The sequence below is a fragment of the Kaistia nematophila genome (genome assembly GCF_026343855.1).
In the GTDB taxonomy this organism is placed as follows: Bacteria; Pseudomonadota; Alphaproteobacteria; order Rhizobiales; family Kaistiaceae; genus Kaistia; species Kaistia nematophila.
Genome location: NZ_JAPKNK010000005.1, coordinates 189,341 through 209,461 on the forward strand (window position 1 = coordinate 189,341; position 20,121 = coordinate 209,461).

Consider the following 20,121-nt stretch of genomic DNA (forward strand, 5'->3'; position numbering starts at 1 on the left):
CGCCCCATGAAAATCGCCATCACCGGAGCCACGGGCAGGATCGGCCGCGCCATCACGATCGAGGCGCTGCGTCAGGGCCATCATGTCGTGACGATCGATCGCGTCGCGCCGGCCGAGCCGGAAGAGCGGCCGAACTGCCGTTTCGTCCAGGCCGACATCGGCGACTACGAGGCGCTGGTCGCCGCCTTTCGGGGCTGCGACGCGCTGATCCACATGGCCGCCATCCCCGCGCCGATCGGCTATCCCGATCATGTGGTGCACAACAACAACGTCGTCGGCAGCTACAACGCGCTCAGGGCGGCGGTCGAGGTCGGCATCCGGCGCATCGTGCAGGCGTCGAGCGTGAACGCGATCGGCCTTTCCTTCAGCCGGGAAGGGCGCTTCGACTATTTCCCCGTCGACGAGGAGCACCCGAACCATAGCGAGGAGCCCTACAGCCTCTCGAAATGGATCTGCGAGCAGCAGGCCGACAGCTTCGCCCGCCGTTACGAGGACATCCGGATCGCCAGCATGCGGTTCCATCTCGTCGTCGACGAGCGGGCCAAGGCGAGCGGCGTCTATTCGGCGGTGACCAGGGAGATGTCGAAGCATCTCTGGGCCTACACCCTCTACGACGCGGCCGCGCGCGCATGCCTGCTGGCGCTCGAGGCGCCGTTCACCGGCCACGAGGTGTTTTACATCGTCGCGCCGGACACGGTGCTGGAGATCCCGACGCTGGAACTCGCGCAACGCTTCTATCCCGACGTGCCGATCCGCGGCGATCTCGGTGGCAATCGCAGCTTCTTCTCTTCCGCCAAGGCCGAGCGATTGCTCGGCTGGCGACACGATCCGAGCTGATCCCATCCCTCGTCCGGATCGCCCGGCCCGATTTCACACAAGGCAGAATCCATGAAAATCACCGACGTCAAAGTCATCGTCTGCTCGCCGGGGCGCAATTTCGTCACCGTCAAGATCCTGACCGACCAGGGGCTCTACGGCATCGGCGACGGCACGGTGAACGGGCGCGAGCTCGCCGTCGTCAGCTATCTGCAGGATCACGTCGCCCCGCTCCTGATCGGGCGCGACCCGTCGCGGATCGAGGACATCTGGCAATACCTTTATCGCGGCGCCTACTGGCGGCGCGGACCGATCACCATGGCCGCGATCTCGGCCATCGACATGGCGCTCTGGGACATCAAGGCCAAGGCCGCCAACATGCCGCTCTACCAGTTGCTGGGCGGCGCCTCGCGCGAGAAGGTGATGGTCTATTCCCATGCCCAGGGCATGAGCATCGAGGAGGCGGTCGACGCCGTCGGCAAGAAGCGCGAGGAGGGCTATGTCGCGATCCGCGCCCAGGTCGGCATTCCCGGCCTGCCGGCGATCTATGGCACCGGCAAGGGCTCGGACCAGGGCAAGGGCGGCATGGTCGAGACGCTGCCGCACGAGGAGGTGTGGTCGACCTCCAAATACATGGTCCATATACCGAAGCTGTTTCAGCGCCTGCGCGATACCTATGGCGACGACCTGCATCTGCTGCACGACACCCACCACCGCCTGACGCCGATCGAGGCGGCGCGGCTTGGCAAGGACCTGGAGCCGTTCCGCCTGTTCTGGCTGGAGGATCCGGTGCCGGCCGAGCTGCAGGAAGGCTACCGGCTGATCCGCCAGCATACGACGACGCCGATCGCGCTCGGCGAGATCTTCAACACGATCTGGGACGCGCGCCTGCTGATCGAGGAGCAACTGATCGACTACATCCGCGTCACCTCGGTGCATGCCGGCGGCGTCACAGGTATCCGGCGCATCTTCGATTTCGCCTCGATCTATCACGTGCGCACCGCCTGCCACGGACCGATGGACGTGTCGCCGGTCGCGATGGGCGCGAATGTCCATGTCGATCTCTGGGTGCCCAATTTCGGCATCCAGGAATTCTCCGGCTACACGCCGCTGATGCATGAGGTGTTCCCGCATGCCTGGAGCCAGGACGGCGGCTATCTGCATCCGGGCGAAGCGCCGGGCCATGGCGTCGATATCGACGAGGCGCTCGCCGCCAAATACCCCTATGAGCGCGCCTACCTGCCGGTGAACCGGCTCGAGGACGGCACGCTCTGGAATTGGTGAACCGCCCTTCTTCACCTCTCCCTGAGGGAGGGGTCGACGGCCAGCGGCCGGCGGGTGAGGGTTTACGGCCTCACCCGGATCGTTCCCTAAACTCTCACCCGGAGCTCCGCTCCGACCTCTCCCCCAGGGAGAGGTGAAAGTCAGTTCAGAGCCGGATATTCCCAACGATGAAGATCTCCGCCATTCTCGCCTACCCGGTGTGGGTCGGCTCGCGCAACCAGCTGCTCGTCAAGGTCGAGACCGACGAAGGGGTCTTCGGATGGGGCGAGAGCGGCCTGTCCGGCCGCGAGAAGGCGGTGGTCGGCGCGATCGACCACTACCGCGAATTCCTGATCGGCCGCGATCCGCGCCAGATCGGCGCGCTATGGCAGGAGATGTATCGCAGCCAGTATTTCGAGGGCGGCCGGGTGCTGCAGGCGGCGATCTCGGCGATCGACATCGCGCTCTACGACATTCTCGGCAAGGCGCTCGGCGTGCCGGTCTACCAACTGCTCGGCGGCAAGCAGCGCGATCGCATCCCGACCTTCGCCAGCACGTCGGCGCCGCCCGGCGAGGCCATGATCGAGCAGGCGCGCGAACTGATGGCGGCTGGCTGGAACGCCATGCGCCTGTCGCCGGCCTTTCATGGCAACTCCAACATCTACGAGCCGCGCGAGAGCATCGCGGCGACGGCGAAATGGTGCGTCAAGGCGCGCGAGGCGCTGGGCGACGAGGTGGTGCTCGGCATCGACTATCACCACCGGCTCTCGGTCGCCGAGGCGGCGAGCTATTGCCAGAAGATGCCCTCCGGCACGCTCGACTTCCTGGAGGAGCCGATCCGGGACGAGACGCCCGAGGCCTACGAGGCGCTCCGGCGGATGGTCGACGTTCCCTTCGCCATCGGAGAGGAGTTCGCCTCGAAGTGGCAGTTCCTGCCGTACATCGAGCGCGACATCCATCAGTTCAACCGCATCGACATCTGCAATGTCGGCGGCCTGACCGAGTCGATGAAGGTCGCCGGCTGGAGCGAGGCGCACTATGTCGACATGATGCCGCACAATCCGCTCGGGCCGATCTGCACGGCCGCGACCGTGCATTTCGCGGCGGCGGTGCCGAACTTCTCCTGGCTGGAGACGCGGACCTCGACGGCCGAGCAGCTCGGCTTCGATAGTTCCGAATTCTTCCCGGTCCAGCCCCGCATCGAGAATGCGCACTACCCGGTTCTGGATGCGCCGGGCCTCGGTGTCGAGGTGAACGAGGCGCTGATCCAGAAGCAGAGCTTCAAGTTCTGGGAGGCGCCGCATCTGAAGCGGCGCGACGGTTCGGTGACCAACTGGTAGGCCGCGCGCGGCGCGGCCGTCAGGACGGGGATCGGTCGTCCTCGTCGTCGAGCAGGATGCGCTCGGCGGCGCCGTCGAGATCATCATACTGGCCGCTGCGGATCGACCAGAAAAAGATCCCGAGCGCGGCAATGCCGACGGCGATGGCGAGCGGGATGAGGAAGACGAGGCTCTGCATGGCTAGCGTGCTCCCCGCGCCACGATCGCTGCGGGCTTGGCGGCCGGGACGACGACTGTCTGCTTGGTCCTTCTGGTCGTCCTGTCGCGGGGCTCGGCGAAATTCGCCTTCAGTCGCAGTGCGTTGGCGACGACGACGATCGACGACAGCGACATGGCGAGCGAGGCGATCAGCGGCGTGACGAAGCCGGCGATGGCGATCGGCAGCGCGACCAGATTGTAGAGGATGGCGAGGCCGAAATTCTGCCGGATCAGGCGACCGGCCTCGCGCGAGATGGAGAACGCCAGCGGCACCGCCCTGAGGCTCGACCGCAGGAATACGAAGTCGGCGGCGTTGCGGCCGATATCGGCCGCGGTCGCCGGCGCCATCGACACATGCGCCGCGGCGAGGACGGGCGCGTCGTTCAGGCCGTCGCCGACCATCAGCGTCCTGTGGCCGGCGGCGGAGAGCGCCGCCACGCGCTCCAGCTTGCCGGCCGGCAGGACGGAGGCGGCAAAGTCGCCGATGCCGAGTTCGCCGGCCACCGTCGCCACGGCGGCGGGCTGGTCGCCCGAAAGGATCAGCGTCGCCAGCCCGTCGGCACGCAGCGCGTCGATCGCAACGGCGGCATCCGGCCGGAGATCGTCGCGGAACGCGAAGCGCGCGAGCGGCGACCCGTCGCGGCTGAGGACCGTTCCCGCCTGCGTCTGGGGCGAAGGCGGCGTTGCCGCCCATTCGGCCCGGCCGAGGCGATAGATGGCGCCATCATCAGCCTCTGCCTCGATGCCGCAGCCGGCGATCTCGCGGACACTGGCAAAGGTCAGGCCGGAGGGGCGGGCGCCGAAATGGGCGGCAATCGCCCGCGATACCGGGTGGTTGGAGGTGGCGGCCAGCGTTGTCGCGATGGCGGCGGCGGATGGCGCGACCGTTTCGCCGTTTTCCAGCCGCAGCCGCCCGAGCGTCAGCGTGCCCGTCTTGTCGAAGGCGACCGTGTCGATCTCGGCCATTCGCTCCATCGCGGCGCCGTCCTTGACCATGATGCCATTCTCGAACAGGCGCCGCGCGGCGACGACCTGGACGATCGGCACGGCGAGGCCGAGCGCACAGGGGCAGGTGATGATCAAGACGGCGATCGCGATGCTGATCGAATGATGCCAGTCGCCGGTCGCCCAGAGCCAGCCGAGAAAAGCGAGCAGGGCCGTGGCGTGGATGACGGGCGAATAGAGCTGGGCGGCGCGGTCGGCGAGCTGCCGGTAGCGGGCCTTGCCACCCTCGGCGACCTCCATCAGCCGCACCATCTCGGCCAGGAAGGAATCGGCGCTGCGCGCCGTCGCCGTCATCGTCAGAGCGCCGGTCAGGTTCAGCATGCCGGCCTTCAGCTCGGATCCGATGCCGACCGGCTGCGGCAGGCTCTCGCCCGAGACGACCGAGCAATCGAGTTCCGAGACGCCGGCGGCGATGCGCCCGTCGACCGGCACGCGGTCGCCGGCGGCGACGAGGAGCGTCATGCCCGGCTCGATCTCGGCCAGCGGAAGATAGTCGCGGCCGCCATCGGCGCGCAGGACGGTGGCGCCGCGCGGCGCGAGACGGACCAGCCCGCTCACCGCCTGCCGCGCCCGCTGGCGCATCATGTGGTCGAACACGCGGCCGATCAGCAGGAAGAACAGCAGCGAGATCGCCGCGTCGAAATAGGCATGCGGCTCGTTGTGATAGGTGTCGTAGACGCTCATTCCAAAGGCGAGCAGCACGCCGATCGAGATCGGGACGTCCATGTTCGAGCGGCCGCGGCGCAGCGCGCTCCATGCCGAGCGGAAGAAGACCTGTCCGGAATAGAGCAGGGCCGGCAGCCCCAGCAGCGCCGAGATCCAGTAGAAGGCCTGCCGCGTGCTCGGGTCGGCGCCGGACCAGACCGACACCGACAGGATCATGATGTTCATCGCCGAGAAGCCGGCGACGGCGAGCGCGCGCAGCAGCCAGGCGAGCTGCGGATCGCCGTTCTCGGCGTCGGCATCGAAGAGATGCGCCGCGTAGCCGAGGCCGTCCAGCGTCTCGATCAGCGGCGGCACCTCGCCGCTCCATTTGACGCTGGCGCGGCGGGTCGAGAGATTGACCCGCGCATGGCTGACGCCGGGCAGGGCGGCGAGGCCCCGCTCGATCTTGCGGATGCAATCGGCGCAATGCATCTCCGGCACGGCGAGATCGACCTGACGCAGGCCGTCGCCGAGATCGCGGCTGGCGAGCAGCAGCTCTTCCTTCGAAACGACGAGGTTGGTCGGCCGGGCGGCGGCTGCCGCGTCGACCGCGCAGCAGCTCATTTCATCGCCTCGTAGCTGTGCCAGGTGGCGTGGCCGAGCAGCGGAAACACGATGATCAGGCCGAGCAGTCCCGTGGCCACGCAGGCCAGGAACAGGACCAGCACGATCGCGCCCCAGGCCAGCATCACCGGCAGATTGTTCCAGACCAGCGAGATGCTGGTGCCCATCGCGGTGAAGGCGTCGGTCTTCTGGTCGAGCAGCATCGGGATCGAAAAGGTGCTGATGGCGAAGGAAAACGCCGCGAACAGACCGCCGACTACCGTGCCGACCAGGAGCATGGCGAGGCCGACCGGCGTCGTGAACAGCATGGTCGCGACATGGTCGAGGCCCGGGAACGGGTGCAGGCCGAAGAACAGCGCGTAGATGATCACCGCCGCCCGCATCCATACCAGCATCAGCAGGCAGAGGATTGCGCCGGTGAACAGCACCTGGCCGCCGGAATTCGCCCGGACGAACAGCATGCCGGCCAGCGAGATCCGTTCGCCCTTGGCGATCGCCCGGCTCTTGGCATAGAGGCCGATCGCGACCAGCGGCCCCACCACCATGAAGCCGGCAAGGGCCGGGAACAGGATGTAATCGAGATTGAGCGCGAACAGGCTCCAGACCACGACGACGGAGACGAGGAAGACGGCGAGGCCGTAGGCCAGGCTGTCGAGCGGGCGGACCTTGAGGTCGCGCCAGCCGGCCGCGAGCCAGCCGAGCGCGGCGCTGGCGGGGAGATGGCGTCGCCGCTGTTCGGCGAGCGGGCGCTGGAAGGCTTCGGATGCCTTTGTTGTGGTAGCCATGAGCCTCTCCTCGCTCAGCAGGCGGACTTGGCGGCGCTGTAGGCGCTGCCGGAACCATCGGTCGCTTTCGTATGCGCGACGCATTCCGGCTGCGAGCGCAGGGCGACATAGACGAGATGCGCATTGGCGCCGAAGAGGCCGAGAATGCCGATCGTCGCGATGGCGATCGAGATCCACTTCCAGTTCGGCGACCGGCGCGCGACGGCCGGCTGGCTGTCGATCGGACGGGCGAGCGTCATGGCGTCTTCGCTCCTAGCGACTGGACGTAGAGCGCGAGGATCTTGACGTCGACCGGCGACAGGCGGTTCTGCCAGTGCGGCATGTGACCCTGGCGGCCGCCATGCACGGTGTTGAACACCGACTGGACGTCGCTGCCATAGAGCCAGTTGGCGTCGGTCAGGTCGGGCGCGCCGACCTCGCGATTGCCCTTGCCTGCGTCGCCATGGCAGGCGACGCAGTTCGCCGCGAAGACCTCGCGTCCCGCCGCGATCCGCTCCGGCGTGGAGCCGGCGCCGGGTTCGAGGCCCGAGAGCGAACGGACATAGGCGACGACGTCGTTGACCTGCGGGCGGGTCAGGATGCCGTCACGGCCGAAGGCCAGCATCTGCGAGCTGCGCGTGTCGGCGTTTTCCGCGTTGATGCCGACGCGGATCGTCTCGGCGATCTGATCCGGCGAGCCGCCCCAGAGCCATGCCTTGGCGCTCAGGTTGGGGAAGCCGGGGCCGCCCGTGCCCTCGGTGCCGTGGCAGACGGCGCAATTGTCGGCGAACAGGGTCCTGCCGGTCTCCTTGACCGAGCGCATCAGCGCCGGATCGGCCTGGATCTCTGCGTAGTCCAGGCTGGCGACGCGGTCGGTCCAGACACCGCGTTCCGCGGCCGCGTCCTCGACCGCCTGGGTCACGGCCGCGCGGTCACTCCGCCCGAGCAGGCCCTTGGTGTAGGTCCAGCCCAGCGGCCAGGCCGGCATCAGGATCCAGTAGACGACGCAGAACAGGGCCGCTGCAGAGAGGAAGAACAACACGACGCGCGGCACGGGCGTATCGAGTTCCTCGATGCCGTTCCACTCGTGTCCGGTGGTGGTCCGACCGGTGACGGGATCACGCTTGCCTAGTTCCACGGCTTGTCATCCTTGTCGAGAATGCTCTCTTTGGCCCGGTCGAAGCGCTTCTTGTTCTTGGGCCAGAAGGTGTATGCCAGCACGCCGACGGCGAGCACGAGCAGGTAGATCAGGCCCCAGCTCTTGGCGAAGCCGACGACCGTCTGATGATCGAGATCCATCGCCTCACTCCTTGATGGCGACGTTCGCCGCCGTCGCGGCGTTGGTCAGCTTGCCGAGCACCTGCAGATAGGCGACCAGCGCGTCCATCTCGGTGACGCGGCCGGGTTCCCCGTCGAAGGCGCGGATGTTTGTCGCCTCGCCATAGCGCTCGGTGACGCCGGCCGCGTAGTTGGAGTCCGGATTGGCCTGGCCGTAGGCGTCGTTGGTGGCGTTGTCGATCATCGCCTGCGTGTAGGGAACGCCGACGCGGCTCATCGCCTTCAGATGCAGGCCGAGATCCTCGGTCCGGAGCGTGTTGTCCTCGAGCCAGCGATAGGCTGGCATGACCGAGACCGGCACGACGTCGCGCGGATTGCGGAGATGCGCCACCTGCCACGCGTCGGAATACTTGCCGCCGACACGGGCGAGGTCGGGACCCGTCCGCTTCGAGCCCCAGAGCATGGGGTGGTCGTACTGCGACTCGACCGCCAGCGAATAGGGGCCGTAGCGCTCGACCTCGTCGCGCAGGGTGCGGATCATCTGCGAATGGCAGGCATAGCAGCCCTCGCGGATGTAGATGTTGCGGCCGGCGAGCTCCAGCGGCGTGTAGACCCGCATGTCGGGCGCCTTCTCGACCGTCTCGTCGATGGTGAAGAGCGGCGCGATCTCGACGAAGCCGCCGATCGACGAGACCACGATGATGGCGAGGACGAAGCCGATCGCGCTGCGTTCGAGTTTGCGATGGAAGTTCGGCATGGTCGGTTACTCCCCGGCCTGAAGTGCGGTGGGGGCGAGCGCCGGCTCGTCGACATCGGGAGCATTCTGCAGGACCACGCGACCGCCGGCCTGCCGGATCGTCATCCAGATGTTGTAGCAACCGACCAGGGCGCCGAGCAGGAACAGCAGGCCGCCGAAGGTGCGGGCGATGTAATAGGGATGCATCGCGACGAGCGAGTCGACGAACGAATAGGCGAGCGTCCCGCTTTCATTGTAGGTCCGCCACATCAGGCCCTGGATGATGCCGGAATTCCACATCGCGAAGACGTAGACGACGGTGCCGGAGAGGGCGAGCCAGAAATGGACCTCGATCAGCTTGGACGAATACATCCGCTCGCGCTTCCACATCCACGGAACCAGCGCGTAGATCGAGCCGAAGGAGATCATCGCCACCCAGCCGAGCGCGCCGGCATGCACGTGGCCGATCGTCCAGTCGGTATAGTGGCTGAGCGAGTTCACGGCGCGGATCGCCATGAAGGAGCCTTCGAAGGTCGACAGGCCGTAGAAGACCGCGGCGACCATCATGAAGCGCAGCGTGGCATCGTCGCGCACCTTGCCCCAGGCGCCGTTCAGCGTGGCGAGCGCATTGCCGGCCGAGGCCCAGGACGGCACCAGCAGGATGACCGAGAAGGTCATGCCGAGCGTCTGCACCCATTGCGGCAGGGCGGTGTAGTGCAAGTGGTGCGAGCCCGCCCACATGTACATGAAGACGATGCCCCAGAAGCTGATGATCGACAGCCGGTAGGAGAAGATCGGCCGGCCGGCGCGCTTCGGCAGGTAGTAGTACATCATGCCGAGGAAGCCGGCGGTCAGGAAGAAGGCAACGGCGTTGTGGCCGTACCACCACTGGGTCATGGCATCCTGCACGCCGGAGAAGAGCGAGTAGCTCTTGGCGTGGCCGAACGAGACCGGCACCGCGAGATTATTGACGATGTGCAGGATCGCCACGACCAGGATGAAGGCCATGTAGTACCAGTTGGCCACGTAGATATGGGGTTCCTTCCGCCGCTGCAGCGTGCGGATGTAGATCAGGAAATAGACGACCCAGACGATGACTAGCCAGATGTCGGCATACCACTCGGCCTCGGCATATTCCTTGGACTGCGTCAGGCCCATGAAGTAGCCGCTGACCGCGAGCACGCAGAAGAGGTTGTAGCCGATCAGCACGAACCACGGGCTGAACTGGTCGGGCAGCCGGGCGCGGGTCGTGCGCTGCAGCACGTGCAGCGACGTGGCGATCAGCGCGTTGCCGCCGAAGCCGAAGATCACGCCGGTGGTGTGGACCGGCCGGATCCGGCCGAAGCTTGACCATGCGGCGTCGAAGGTGAGTTCGGGCCAGGCGAGCAGGGCCGCGACCCAGACGCCGAAGAACAGGCCGAACACGGCCCAGGCCATGGCCAGCACGATGCCGGCGCGCGTCGGGTCGTCATAGTAGCGCGACAATTGCGCCTTGTCGGGCTCGGGCGCGTAGTAGCCCGCGATGACCACGCAGGCGAGGCCGATCGAGACCAGCAGGATGATGAAGCCGTGCGTTCCGATCGGATCGTCGCTACCGACTGCCGCGAAGGCGAGGCCGCACAAGGCCAGCAATGTCAGGACGGCCAGCGATAGCTGCCGTTCCCCTTTCGTCAATCCCGCTACCATTCGGGGAGCCCCCATCTTGTCACACCGAAGCGCTCTGGCGTCTTCCGACGTCGAATGCTGGCCAACTAGGTGGACGAGATTCGGCAGGCTGTATTTGTTCTAGATCAAATAGCGCGGCGATCGGAGGCGGCGCGGCGGATCGGCCACACCGTTTCCGTCAGCCGCGCGGCGCGCGTCCTTCGGCAAGGACGAGCAGGCGCGCCGGCTCGACCACGGTCACCTGCTGGCGGCCGCCTGCGATGATCCCCTTGGCCTCCCATGCGGCGAGCAGCCGGCTGACGGTATGGAGCGTCGTGCCGGTCATTTCGGCAATGTCCTGGCGGGAGATCGGAAAGTCGATCTGTCGTCCGCTCTCGGTTTGGCGGCCGCTCTGCTCGACCAGTCGATGCAGCGCCCGCGCCACCCGCTGTTCCACCTTTTCGGTCGCCATCTCGACCAGCCGCGCCTGCGCATCCTGCAGGCGGCTGCCGACGGTCTGGTAGGTGCTCGCCGCGAAGCCGGGGATCTGCGCAACGAAGCTCGGCCACAGGCTCGAAGGCCAGGCGAGCGCGACGCAGTTGACCGCGGCGATGGCGCTGGCCGGGTAGGTGTCGCGGCCGAACGCATGCGCGATGCCGATCATCTCGCCGGCGCTGATGTAGCGAACGATGACCTGGTCGCCGGCCGGCGTCGTCTTGACGACGCGGACATGGCCGTCGAGCAGGAGAAAGAAGGAGTGCGCGTCGCCCTCCTGCTCGAAAATCGCCGTTTCCCTGGCGAAGCGAAGCGGGCGCGCGCCGGCAAGGACACGGTCGAGATCCTCGGCGCGAGCCGAGCGGAACAGCGGCAGCGTCGCGATCAGGGAGCGGTCAAGCTGGGACACGATCCATTCCAAGCTGTGTTGCGATCGCATGGCCGCACATGTCGTTTCTCCTGGACCCGTTCCGACGGCGACTTGCGGGCGAAGCGTCTTCGCGATCCCTTATTGCGCCAGCGCAAATGCGATCCGTTGCTTCCTGCCTATAAGCGGACCGATGACGGATGTCATTGGCTTGATGGAAGGAATTGCAGGATGAGACGGATGGCTCTGGTGGCGGTGGCTCTGGCGACGTGCCTGGCGGCGGGAACCGCGGCTGCCGCGGATCACGAGGTCAGGATGCTCAACAAGGGCGCCAAGGGCTTCATGGTGTTCGAGCCGGATTTCATTTCCGTCGCGGTTGGCGACACGGTGACCTTCGTGCCGACCGACAAGTCGCATGATGCCGAATCCGTGCCGGGCATGGCGCCGGCCGGTACGACGCCGTTCAAGGGCAAGATCAGCGAGAAGGTGACGGTCGAGATCGGCGCCGAGGGCGTCTACGGCATCAAGTGCACGCCGCATTACGGCATGGGCATGGTGGCGCTGATCGTGGCCGGCAAGCCGGTGAATCTCGAGGAGGCCAAGGCGGTGAAGCACCCCGGCAAGGCCAAGAAGGCGTTCGAGGCGCTGCTGAGCCAGGCCGCTCCCTAGCGGCCCCAGATCACGGCGTTCTCGTGCCGCTTGATGATGTGCTTCAGGTTCTCGAACGCAGTGATGACATGGCCGGCGAAGCGTTCCGCCGCCGGCGACCGTGGCCCGCCGACCCGGCGCAGGATGCCGAGTGATCGGTTGGGCTGCGGGATCTCGTAGGGAAGCACCGTGACCCGGTTTTCCTTGCGCTGGGCGAACACCACCGAGAAGGGCAGCACGGCAAGCGCGTCCGTCTCGGCCAGGAAGTTGATGACGCTCATTAGCGAGCCGCCGGAATAGCGCACGTTCAGGTCCGACATGCCGATGCTCATCAGGATCATCTGCAGGTCCGACATCAGCGGCGAGCCGGGCAGGGGTGCCACCCAGGGGAAGCTCGTCAGGTCATGCGCGCGCAGCCGACGGTTGCGCAGCAGCGGATGGTCCGGCCGGCAGGCGACGATGTTGCGGCCGGGCAGGATTTCCGTGAATTCGAAGCCGGGGCCGAGGTCGAGCACGCCGATCGGCACGATGCCGAGATCTATCTGGTTGCCCTCGAGCGCGGCGACCATCTCCGGCAGGTTCAGGTAGCTCTGCTGGACGGTGACCTCGGGCTCCAGGTTCTGGAACTCGCCGACCATCCGGCTGATCATCGCGTCCATGAAGAAGGGCACGCCGCCGACGCGGACGACGCCCTTCGTGCCCTTCATGAAGCCCTGCACCGCGTCGGAAGCCTTGCGCGACGCGGTGATGATCGTGCGGCCCTGCGCCGCCAACTGGGCGCCGAGCGGCGTCGGCTGCAGCGGGCGGCGACCCTTGAGGAAAAGTGGCTCGCCGACCCGCGCCTCCAGCATGGCGAGCGACCGGCTGACCGCGGGCTGGGTCAGGCCCAGCATCGCGGCGCCTTCCGATACACCGCCGGCATCGAGCACGGCGGCAAGCTGCATGAGATGGCGTTCGTTCAGTCGCATAGCAAAGTGCTATACCGATGGACGTAGAACTCATCAAGACTGCCACCGGGCCGTGCTACCCATTTTGCCAAGGGGAAGGGAGGCCCCGGCGGAATGCACGGCCAGCACGACGGCTCGCGCAGGGGTGGAAGTCCCGATGCGTTTTCGGCGCAGGCGAACGAGTTCGCCAGACGGCTCGCCGCTTCCGATCCGACCCGGCTCGCCGACGCGGCCCGGGCGACGGTGAACGGCCTGCATGCCCTGATCTCCGCCCTGCGTCCGACGCCGGACGAGTTCCGGCTCGCCATCGATTTCCTGACCGAGGTCGGCCACTACGCCGACGCCCGGCGGCAGGAATGGGTGCTGCTTGCCGACGTGCTGGGCGTCTCTTCGTTGATCGAGGACCAGAACAGCCCGCGTCCGGCCGGGGCGACCCCGAACACGCTTGCCGGCCCGTTCTACCGCGCCGACGTGCCGGAGATGGCGCTCGGCGCCAACATCTCCCGCGACCGCAAGGGCGAGCCGATGCAGGTCGCCGGCCGGGTGCTGGATCTCGACGGCCGTGGCATCGGCGGCGCGTCGGTCGAGGTCTGGCATGCCAATGCCGACGGTCTCTACGAGAACCAGGAGCCGGACCGGCAGCCGGAGTTCAATCTGCGCGGCAATTTCCGCACGGACGCGCAGGGGCGGTTCAAGTTCCTGACGATCAAGCCGAAGGGCTATTCGCTGCCGTCCGACGGGCCTGTTGGACGTTTCATGGCGGCGCTAGGCCTCTGCCTGGAACGGCCGGCGCACATGCATTTCCGCGTCTCGGCGGAGGGGTTCGAGACGCTGACGACCCACATCTTCGACCGGGCGGATGCCGCCATCGGTCGGGATGCCATCTTTGGGGTCAAACCCGAGCTCCTGGCCGATTTCCAGACCTTGCAGCCGAATGGTGGCAAGCGGAACCACGGCCTCGACCTCAATCTCGTGCTCTGCCCGGAGGGGCGGGGCGACGCTGCAATACTGGGAGGAGATTCACATGTCACGGATTAGTGGCTACCACCACCTGACGATGTCGACCGACGGCGCGCAGGAAGACTTCGACTTCTATACCAAGGCGCTGGGCCTGCACTCGGTGAAGCGGACGGTGCTGTTCGACGGCGTGGTCCCCGTCTACCACCTCTATTACGGTTCGCCGAACGGCGATGCCTCGACCATCATCACCACCTTCCCGTTCCGCAAGCCGGCCGTCTACGGCCGTCGCGGCACCAACCAGTCCCGCACCATCCTGCAGTCGATCCCCGTCGGCGCCGCCGATTTCTGGGTCGACCGGCTGAACGCCCGCGGCATCGAAGCCGCCAAGATCACCCGCTTCGGCGCTGTCCGCGTCGCCTTTGCCCATCCGTGCGGCATCCCGCACGAACTGGTGGAAAGCGACGGTGATCCGCGCGAGCCGATCACCAATGCCGCGCAGGGCATCGGCAGGGAGCACGGCATCAAGGGCATCTATGGCAGCGTCGTCGCCGTCATGGACCGCACCGCCATGGACGATTTCCTCACCATCGCGCTGCCGCTCACGAAGGAGGCCGACACGCATGAGGGCCTCGTCTACCGCGTGCCGGACGCGAGCGGCGTCATCCAGCGCGTCGAGGTCGTTCTCGACCGCGAGACGCTGCAAGGCACCTGGACGCTGGCGGGTGGCACCATCCACCACCTGGCCTTGAACACCGGCGACGAAGAGAACCAGTTGAAGCTCCGCGCCCATATCGAGGGCCTCGGCTTCACGGATATCTCGGAGCAGAAGGACCGCAACTACTTCAAGTCCTGCTATGTCCGCTCGCCGGGCGGCGCGCTGTTCGAACTCGCCTGGACGACGCCGGAAGGCTGGGCCAAGGACGAGCCCCCGGGCGCGATCGGCAAGACGCTGGTCTTCCCGCCCTGGTTCAAGGACCGCGAGGACGAGCTTCGTTCCGGGCTGGAGCAGGCGGAGTTCGCATGAACCCAGGCGGCGGACCGCTCAGGCTTGGCTCGAGGGCCCCGGAGGCGAAGGCGATCTGCGTCTTCGTCCACGGCCGCGGCCAATCGCCGGAGGAGATGCAGTCCCATGTGCTGGCGCGGCTTTCCGCGCCGGCCGTGGCCTTCGTCCTGCCGCGCGCCCCTGAGGGCGCGTGGTGGGATGCGCGGGCCGTCGATCCGTTGACGCCGGTCGCCCGCGCGCAGCTTTCCGCCGCGCTCGATCATGTGGCGGCCGCCGTCGCGGCGGCTCGAGGTGAATTGCCCGGCCGGCCGCTGCTGCTGGCGGGCTTCTCGCAGGGCGCCTGCCTTGCCATCGAATATCTCTGCGCCGGGCTGCCGCCGCCGGAAGCTCTTGCGGCGCTCACCGGCTGCCGCGTCGGCGTTCCTGCCGATGCGCGCGCCGAGGCGGTGCCGCCGGGCGTGCCGGTCTATCTCTCCGGAGGCGATGCCGATCCTTGGATCCCGGTCTCGGCCTTCGCCGATGCCGCGAGGACGCTCGGCAGCAAGGGCGCGAGCCTGCGGGCGGACCTGTTCCCGCGCCGGGGGCATGAAGTTTCGGATGCCGAGATCGCCATGCTGGGAACCATCCTCGCGGATCTGGTCGCTGGCCGGCACCCGCGCATGGAGGCGGCGCGATGATGGAGAACTTCGTCTTTCCGGGTCTGACGACCCGCGTCGTCTTCGGGGCCGGCACGATGAGCCGCGCCGGCGAGGAAGTCCGCCGTCTCGGTCATTCCAAGGTTCTGGTCCTCTCGACGCCGCATCAGAAGGACGACGCGGACAAGCTGGCGGCCAGCCTCGGCGACCTCGCCGCCGGCGTCTTCGCCGGCGCGACCATGCATACGCCCGTCGAGGTGACCGAGACGGCCCTGGAAGCTTATCGCGCCAGCGGCGCCACGGCGGTCGTCAGCCTCGGCGGCGGTTCGACCACGGGGCTCGGCAAGGCGATCGCCGTCCGCACCGGCGCCGACCAGGTCGTGATCCCGACCACCTATGCCGGCTCGGAGATGACCGACATCCTGGGCGAGACGGCGATGGGTGAGAAGACCACCCGCCGCTCGCCGGATATCCGGCCTGAAACGGTCATCTACGACGTCGACCTGACCCTGAGCCTGCCGCTCGGGCTGACGGTCACCTCGGCGATGAACGCCATCGCCCATGCGATGGAGGCGTTCTACGCGCCCGACCGCAATCCGGTGATCGTGCTGATGTGCAGGGACGCGATGACTGCCTTCCGCGATGGCATTCCGCGCCTGATCCAGGATCCGCACGACCGTGCGGCGCGGGCGCAGGCGCTTTACGCCGCCTGGTGCTGCTCGACCGCGCTCGGCTACGTGTCGATGGCGCTGCATCACAAGCTGGCGCATGTCTTCGGCGGCTCGTTCGATACGCCGCACGCCGAAACTCACGCGATCCTGCTGCCCTACACGACCGCCTTCAACGAGCAGGCGGTGCCCGATCTGCTGCGCCCGATCGCCGAGGCTTTCGGCGGTGGCTCGGCCGGCGGCGGCATCTGGGATTTCGCCCAGTCGGTCGGCGCGCCGCTGAGCCTCAAGGCGATCGGGATCGAGGAGAGCGATCTCGACCGCGCCACGGCGATCGCCGTCAAGAATGCCTATGCGAACCCGAGGCCAATAGACCCGGGATCGATACGGGAACTGCTCCAGGCGGCGTGGGAGGGACGCCGTCCGGGGCTCTGAGAGTGACGACCAGGGAGGAGGGACGCATGCTTACGAGACGGACGTTTCTGAAAGCGTCGGCGGCGACGGGTGTCGCGATGGCCGGCGTCGGGCTGGCCGCGCCGGCCATTGCGCAGGGCGCGAAGATCAAGCTCGGTTATGTTTCGCCGCAGACAGGCCCGCTGGCGGGCTTCGCGGAGAGCGACGCGTATAACATAAAGGCATTTCTCGAATCCGAGGCCGGCAAGAATTTCGACGTCATCGTCAAGGACAGCCAGTCGAATCCGAACCGGGCCGCCGAGGTGGCGAAAAGCCTGATCGTCGACGACGAGATCGACCTGATGCTCGTCGGCTCGACGCCGGAAAACACCAATCCGGTCGCGACCACCTGCGAGGCGGAAGGGATGCCCGTCATCTCGACCACCGCGCCGTGGCAGCCCTGGTTCATCGGCCAGCAGGGCAATCCCGGCGACCCGTCGTCGTGGAAGCCGTTCGACTTCGCCTTCCATTACTTCTGGGGCCTGGAAGACATCATCGCCGTCTACACCAGCATGTGGAAGCAGCTCGACACCAATGGCAAGGTCGGCGGCCTGTTCCCGAACGATGCCGACGGCAATGCCTGGGGCGATCCGAAGAACGGCCTGAAACCGGGGCTGGAAGCCGCCGGCTTCAGCCTGACCGATCCCGGCCGCTACCAGAATCTCTCGGACGACTTCACCGCGCAGGTCAACGCATTCAAGGCCGCCAATGCCGAGATCGTCACCGGCGTCGTCATCCCGCCCGACTTCACCACCTTCTGGAACCAGGCGCGCCAGCAGGGCTTCCGGCCCAAGGCCGTGACGGTGGCCAAGGCAATCCTCTTCCCGCAATCGGTCGAGACGCTGGGCGATGCCGGCAACAACCTGTCCTCGGAAGTCTGGTGGTCGGCCTCGCATCCGTTCAAGTCGTCGCTGACCGGGCAGAGCTCGGCGGAGCTGGCGGCGGACTTCACCGCCAAGACCGGGCGTCCCTGGACGCAGCCGATCGGCTTCTCCCATTCGCTGTTCGAGGTGGCGGCGAATGTCATGGGCCGGGTCTCGGATCCGAGCGACGCCGAGGCGATCGCGGCGGCGATCGCCGCCACCGACATGACGACGGTGGTGGGCAAGGTGGCCTGGAACGGCGCCGGCGTGCCGCCCTTCGCGGCAAAGAACGTCTGCAAGACGCCGCTCGTCGGCGGCCAGTGGCGGAAGAAGGCGGATGGCGGCTTCGATCTGGTGATCGTCGAGAACGCCACCGCGCCGGAGATCCCCACCGCCGGCAAGATGGAAGCGCTGGCCTGACGCGAAAGGGGCGGCGCATGCCGCCGCCCCGTTCCGTTCGGCTCCCCAGGTGCGCCCGAGGAAGGCAGCAATGATACTCAGGCTGGAAAATGTCTCGAAGTCTTTCGGGGCACTGAAGGTTACGGATGCCGTGACAATCTCGGTGCCGCGCGGCGAGGCATTGGGCATCATCGGCCCCAACGGCGCGGGCAAGTCGACGCTGTTCAACCTGATCACCGGCAACCTGCTGGCGAATGCCGGGCGGATCGAGTTCCTCGGCCGCGACGTCACGCGCGTCCCCGCCATGGAACGGGTGCGGATGGGCGTCGGCCGCAGCTTCCAGATCCCGCAGCCCTTCGAAGGCCTGACCGTGTTCGAGAACCTCTTGACCGCCGCCGCCTTCGGCCGGGGCGGGCGCGAGGCCGACATGGTCGACGCCTGCGCGCAGATCCTCGAGGAAACCGAACTGCTGAAGAAGGCGAATGTCGTCGCCGGCTCGCTGAGTCTTCTCGATCGCAAGCGCCTGGAACTTGCCCGTGCGCTGGCGACCGGTCCCGAACTGCTGCTGCTCGACGAGATCGCCGGCGGCCTGACGGAGGGCGAGTGCAAGGCGCTCGTCGCGACGATCCGAGGCATCCATGCGCGCGGGACGACGATCATCTGGATCGAGCACGTCCTGCATGCGCTGACCTCGGTGGTCGAGCGCCTGCTCGTGCTCGATTTCGGTCGCGTCATCGGCATCGGCGCGCCGGACGAGATCATGGCCTCGAAGGCGGTGCGCGAGATCTATCTGGGGCTCGAGGTCTGATGCTGCAGACGCACGGTCTCACCGCCAGTTACGGCCAGTTCCGCGCTCTCTTCGGCGTCGATATCGCCGTCGGCGAAGGCGAATGCGTGGCGATCATCGGCGCCAATGGCGCCGGCAAGTCGACGCTGATGCGCTCGATCACCGGCGTGATCCGCAACGAGCCGGGAATGGTGCTGCACCGGGGCGAGCCGATCGGCGCGCTGTCCTCGGCCGAGGTCATGAAGCGCGGCATCGCCATGGTGCCCGAGGGCCGCCGGCTGTTTCCCTCGCTCACGGTCGAGGAAAATCTCCTGATCGGCGGCCAGGTGCGCAAGGCGCAGGGGCCGTGGAACCTGGAGGCGATCTACGATCTCTTCCCGATCCTGCGCGAGCGGCGGAAGAACCCCGGCACCGCGCTTTCCGGCGGCCAGCAGCAGATGGTGGCGATCGGCCGGGCGCTGATGTCGAACCCAGAACTGCTGCTCTGCGACGAGATCAGCCTCGGCCTCGCCCCCGTCGTCATCCGTGACATCTACGCGGCGCTACCGAAGATCCGTGCTGGCGGCGCGGCGGTCGTGGTGGTCGAGCAGGACATCGGCAAGGCGCTCGCCGTCGCCGACCGGGTCTATTGCATGATGGAAGGCCGCGTGACGCTGGCGGCGCAGGCCGCCGCGGTTTCGCGTCAGGACATCCATGCCGCCTATTTCGGGGAGGCGGCATGATCTGGGTCGACACCTTGGTGCAGGGCATCCTTCTGGGCGGTCTCTATGCCCTGTTCGCGGCCGGCCTCAGCCTCGTCTTCGGCATCATGCGGCTGGTCAATCTCGCCCATGGCGACCTGATCGTCTTCGCCGCCTATCTGGTGCTGATGGGCGTCACGCTGCTCGGCCTGTCGCCCTGGACCGCGGCGCTCGTCGCCATGCCGCTGATGTTCGGCCTCGGCTGGCTGCTGCAGACCGCCGTGCTGAACCGCGTGTTGGGCAAGGACATCCTGCCGCCGCTGCTCGTCACCTTTGGCCTGTCGGTCGCGCTGCAGAACGGCCTGCTCGAAGCCTTCTCGGCCGACAGCCGCCGCATTCCGGCGGGAGCGCTCGAAGGAGCGTCGCTCGATCTCGGCCTCGTCACTGTCGGCGTTATGCCGCTCCTGACCTTCGCCTCTGCCGTCCTCGCGATCGTCGCGCTGAACGGGCTATTCTACCACACCCCGCTCGGCCGGGCCTTCCGCGCCACCTCTGATGACGCTGTCACGGCCGGACTGATGGGGATCGAGCCGAAGCGGATCTTCGCCATGGCGACCGGCATCGCCATGGTCGTGGTGACGATCGCCGCGCTCTATCTCGGCATGCGCTCCAACTTCGATCCGGCGATCGGACCGGCGCGGCTGATCTATGCCTTCGAGGCCGTGATCATCGGTGGCCTCGGCAGCCTGTGGGGCACGCTCGCCGGCGGCGTCATCATCGGCGTCGCGCAGACCTTCGGCGCGGCCGTGAACCCGGAATGGCAGATCCTAGCCGGCCACATCGCCTTTCTGATCGTGATGCTGCTGAAGCCGCGCGGGCTGTTCCCGCGCGCCGTGGATTGAG

Annotated in this window: 22 protein-coding genes; 12 read left to right on the forward strand and 10 right to left on the reverse strand. The window is 67.2% G+C overall.

The window, feature by feature from the left end:
• The first annotated feature begins 6 nt into the window (after positions 1 to 6).
• The 3 genes from OSH07_RS13825 (at position 7) to OSH07_RS13835 (ending at position 3,419) form a co-directional block, all read left to right on the forward strand.
• The gene (locus OSH07_RS13825) at positions 7 to 837 is read left to right on the forward strand and encodes an NAD-dependent epimerase/dehydratase family protein (protein ID WP_266339247.1); all 831 of its coding nucleotides are present in this window, start codon (positions 7 to 9) and stop codon (positions 835 to 837) included.
• A 51-nt stretch (positions 838 to 888) separates the two neighbouring features.
• Positions 889 to 2,100: a D-mannonate dehydratase ManD gene (gene manD, locus OSH07_RS13830; protein WP_266339248.1), complete on the forward strand. Its 1,212-nt coding sequence runs from the start codon at positions 889 to 891 to the stop codon at positions 2,098 to 2,100.
• 167 nt (positions 2,101 to 2,267) lie between these two features.
• A complete protein-coding gene (locus OSH07_RS13835; RefSeq protein ID WP_277614270.1) occupies positions 2,268 to 3,419 on the forward strand; it encodes a mandelate racemase/muconate lactonizing enzyme family protein in 1,152 nt (383 codons plus the stop codon).
• A gap of 19 nt (positions 3,420 to 3,438) precedes the next feature.
• On the opposite strand, the gene ccoS is transcribed toward OSH07_RS13835, so the two are convergent.
• The 9 genes from ccoS to OSH07_RS13880 form a co-directional block, all read right to left on the reverse strand.
• Entirely contained in the window at positions 3,439 to 3,597 is a 159-nt protein-coding gene (ccoS, locus tag OSH07_RS13840; protein ID WP_266339249.1) for a cbb3-type cytochrome oxidase assembly protein CcoS, read from the reverse strand.
• Positions 3,598 to 3,599: 2 nt separating this feature from the next.
• Complete coding sequence (locus OSH07_RS13845) at positions 3,600 to 5,891, reverse strand: cation-translocating P-type ATPase (protein WP_266339250.1); 2,292 nt, start codon at positions 5,889 to 5,891, stop codon at positions 3,600 to 3,602.
• A complete protein-coding gene (locus tag OSH07_RS13850; RefSeq protein ID WP_266339251.1) occupies positions 5,888 to 6,676 on the reverse strand; it encodes a DUF2189 domain-containing protein in 789 nt (262 codons plus the stop codon). Before OSH07_RS13850 ends, OSH07_RS13845 begins: the two co-directional genes overlap by 4 nt.
• Positions 6,677 to 6,690: 14 nt before the next feature.
• Positions 6,691 to 6,915, reverse strand: a complete 225-nt coding sequence (locus OSH07_RS13855) for a hypothetical protein (RefSeq protein WP_266339252.1) — start codon at positions 6,913 to 6,915, stop codon at positions 6,691 to 6,693.
• Positions 6,912 to 7,793 carry a cytochrome-c oxidase, cbb3-type subunit III gene (ccoP, locus tag OSH07_RS13860; RefSeq protein ID WP_266339253.1) on the reverse strand — a complete coding sequence of 294 codons (882 nt, stop codon included), beginning with the start codon at positions 7,791 to 7,793 and terminating at the stop codon, positions 6,912 to 6,914. Before ccoP ends, OSH07_RS13855 begins: the two co-directional genes overlap by 4 nt.
• A complete protein-coding gene (locus tag OSH07_RS13865; RefSeq protein ID WP_266339254.1) occupies positions 7,784 to 7,954 on the reverse strand; it encodes a cbb3-type cytochrome c oxidase subunit 3 in 171 nt (56 codons plus the stop codon). Before OSH07_RS13865 ends, ccoP begins: the two co-directional genes overlap by 10 nt.
• A gap of 4 nt (positions 7,955 to 7,958) precedes the next feature.
• On the reverse strand, positions 7,959 to 8,690 hold the full coding sequence (gene ccoO / locus OSH07_RS13870) for a cytochrome-c oxidase, cbb3-type subunit II (protein ID WP_266339255.1): 732 nt from the start codon (positions 8,688 to 8,690) through the stop codon (positions 7,959 to 7,961).
• Between the two features lie 6 nt (positions 8,691 to 8,696).
• Positions 8,697 to 10,355, reverse strand: a complete 1,659-nt coding sequence (gene ccoN, locus OSH07_RS13875; RefSeq protein WP_266339256.1) for a cytochrome-c oxidase, cbb3-type subunit I — start codon at positions 10,353 to 10,355, stop codon at positions 8,697 to 8,699.
• Between the two features lie 157 nt (positions 10,356 to 10,512).
• On the reverse strand, positions 10,513 to 11,217 hold the full coding sequence (locus OSH07_RS13880; protein ID WP_266339257.1) for a helix-turn-helix domain-containing protein: 705 nt from the start codon (positions 11,215 to 11,217) through the stop codon (positions 10,513 to 10,515).
• A gap of 189 nt (positions 11,218 to 11,406) precedes the next feature.
• Here OSH07_RS13880 and OSH07_RS13885 point away from each other — a divergent pair, with 189 nt between their 5' ends.
• Positions 11,407 to 11,844, forward strand: coding sequence for a pseudoazurin (locus OSH07_RS13885; protein WP_266339258.1), 438 nt, complete (start codon positions 11,407 to 11,409; stop codon positions 11,842 to 11,844).
• Here the strand turns inward: OSH07_RS13885 and OSH07_RS13890 are convergent.
• Positions 11,841 to 12,791, reverse strand: coding sequence for a LysR family transcriptional regulator (locus OSH07_RS13890; protein WP_266339259.1), 951 nt, complete (start codon positions 12,789 to 12,791; stop codon positions 11,841 to 11,843). The genes OSH07_RS13885 and OSH07_RS13890 overlap by 4 nt on opposite strands.
• 93 nt (positions 12,792 to 12,884) lie before the next feature.
• Here OSH07_RS13890 and OSH07_RS13895 point away from each other — a divergent pair, with 93 nt between their 5' ends.
• The 8 genes from OSH07_RS13895 (at position 12,885) to OSH07_RS13930 (ending at position 20,120) form a co-directional block, all read left to right on the forward strand.
• Positions 12,885 to 13,808, forward strand: a complete 924-nt coding sequence (locus tag OSH07_RS13895; RefSeq protein ID WP_266339260.1) for a dioxygenase family protein — start codon at positions 12,885 to 12,887, stop codon at positions 13,806 to 13,808.
• Entirely contained in the window at positions 13,795 to 14,754 is a 960-nt protein-coding gene (locus OSH07_RS13900; RefSeq protein WP_266339261.1) for a VOC family protein, read from the forward strand. Before OSH07_RS13895 ends, OSH07_RS13900 begins: the two co-directional genes overlap by 14 nt.
• Entirely contained in the window at positions 14,751 to 15,410 is a 660-nt protein-coding gene (locus tag OSH07_RS13905; protein ID WP_266339262.1) for an alpha/beta hydrolase, read from the forward strand. Before OSH07_RS13900 ends, OSH07_RS13905 begins: the two co-directional genes overlap by 4 nt.
• Entirely contained in the window at positions 15,407 to 16,471 is a 1,065-nt protein-coding gene (locus OSH07_RS13910) for a maleylacetate reductase (protein ID WP_266339263.1), read from the forward strand. Before OSH07_RS13905 ends, OSH07_RS13910 begins: the two co-directional genes overlap by 4 nt.
• Positions 16,472 to 16,497: 26 nt before the next feature.
• Positions 16,498 to 17,772: an ABC transporter substrate-binding protein gene (locus tag OSH07_RS13915; RefSeq protein WP_266339264.1), complete on the forward strand. Its 1,275-nt coding sequence runs from the start codon at positions 16,498 to 16,500 to the stop codon at positions 17,770 to 17,772.
• A 70-nt stretch (positions 17,773 to 17,842) separates the two neighbouring features.
• Positions 17,843 to 18,559: an ABC transporter ATP-binding protein gene (locus OSH07_RS13920; RefSeq protein ID WP_266339265.1), complete on the forward strand. Its 717-nt coding sequence runs from the start codon at positions 17,843 to 17,845 to the stop codon at positions 18,557 to 18,559.
• On the forward strand, positions 18,559 to 19,260 hold the full coding sequence (locus tag OSH07_RS13925; protein WP_266339266.1) for an ABC transporter ATP-binding protein: 702 nt from the start codon (positions 18,559 to 18,561) through the stop codon (positions 19,258 to 19,260). The genes OSH07_RS13920 and OSH07_RS13925 overlap by 1 nt, the downstream gene beginning before the upstream one ends.
• Entirely contained in the window at positions 19,257 to 20,120 is an 864-nt protein-coding gene (locus tag OSH07_RS13930) for a branched-chain amino acid ABC transporter permease (RefSeq protein ID WP_266339267.1), read from the forward strand. The genes OSH07_RS13925 and OSH07_RS13930 overlap by 4 nt, the downstream gene beginning before the upstream one ends.
• Position 20,121: the final 1 nt, after the last annotated feature.

Coding starts and splice junctions, on each gene's coding strand:
- OSH07_RS13825 (WP_266339247.1), top strand. CDS start 7: ATGAAAATCGCCATCACCGGAGCCACGGGCAGGATCGGCCGCGCCATC.
- manD (WP_266339248.1), top strand. CDS start 889: ATGAAAATCACCGACGTCAAAGTCATCGTCTGCTCGCCGGGGCGCAAT.
- OSH07_RS13835 (WP_277614270.1), top strand. CDS start 2,268: ATGAAGATCTCCGCCATTCTCGCCTACCCGGTGTGGGTCGGCTCGCGC.
- ccoS (WP_266339249.1), bottom strand. CDS start 3,597: ATGCAGAGCCTCGTCTTCCTCATCCCGCTCGCCATCGCCGTCGGCATT.
- OSH07_RS13845 (WP_266339250.1), bottom strand. CDS start 5,891: ATGAGCTGCTGCGCGGTCGACGCGGCAGCCGCCGCCCGGCCGACCAAC.
- OSH07_RS13850 (WP_266339251.1), bottom strand. CDS start 6,676: ATGGCTACCACAACAAAGGCATCCGAAGCCTTCCAGCGCCCGCTCGCC.
- OSH07_RS13855 (WP_266339252.1), bottom strand. CDS start 6,915: ATGACGCTCGCCCGTCCGATCGACAGCCAGCCGGCCGTCGCGCGCCGG.
- OSH07_RS13865 (WP_266339254.1), bottom strand. CDS start 7,954: ATGGATCTCGATCATCAGACGGTCGTCGGCTTCGCCAAGAGCTGGGGC.
- ccoO (WP_266339255.1), bottom strand. CDS start 8,690: ATGCCGAACTTCCATCGCAAACTCGAACGCAGCGCGATCGGCTTCGTC.
- ccoN (WP_266339256.1), bottom strand. CDS start 10,355: ATGGTAGCGGGATTGACGAAAGGGGAACGGCAGCTATCGCTGGCCGTC.
- OSH07_RS13885 (WP_266339258.1), top strand. CDS start 11,407: ATGAGACGGATGGCTCTGGTGGCGGTGGCTCTGGCGACGTGCCTGGCG.
- OSH07_RS13890 (WP_266339259.1), bottom strand. CDS start 12,791: ATGCGACTGAACGAACGCCATCTCATGCAGCTTGCCGCCGTGCTCGAT.
- OSH07_RS13895 (WP_266339260.1), top strand. CDS start 12,885: ATGCACGGCCAGCACGACGGCTCGCGCAGGGGTGGAAGTCCCGATGCG.
- OSH07_RS13900 (WP_266339261.1), top strand. CDS start 13,795: ATGTCACGGATTAGTGGCTACCACCACCTGACGATGTCGACCGACGGC.
- OSH07_RS13905 (WP_266339262.1), top strand. CDS start 14,751: ATGAACCCAGGCGGCGGACCGCTCAGGCTTGGCTCGAGGGCCCCGGAG.
- OSH07_RS13910 (WP_266339263.1), top strand. CDS start 15,407: ATGATGGAGAACTTCGTCTTTCCGGGTCTGACGACCCGCGTCGTCTTC.
- OSH07_RS13915 (WP_266339264.1), top strand. CDS start 16,498: ATGCTTACGAGACGGACGTTTCTGAAAGCGTCGGCGGCGACGGGTGTC.
- OSH07_RS13920 (WP_266339265.1), top strand. CDS start 17,843: ATGATACTCAGGCTGGAAAATGTCTCGAAGTCTTTCGGGGCACTGAAG.
- OSH07_RS13925 (WP_266339266.1), top strand. CDS start 18,559: ATGCTGCAGACGCACGGTCTCACCGCCAGTTACGGCCAGTTCCGCGCT.
- OSH07_RS13930 (WP_266339267.1), top strand. CDS start 19,257: ATGATCTGGGTCGACACCTTGGTGCAGGGCATCCTTCTGGGCGGTCTC.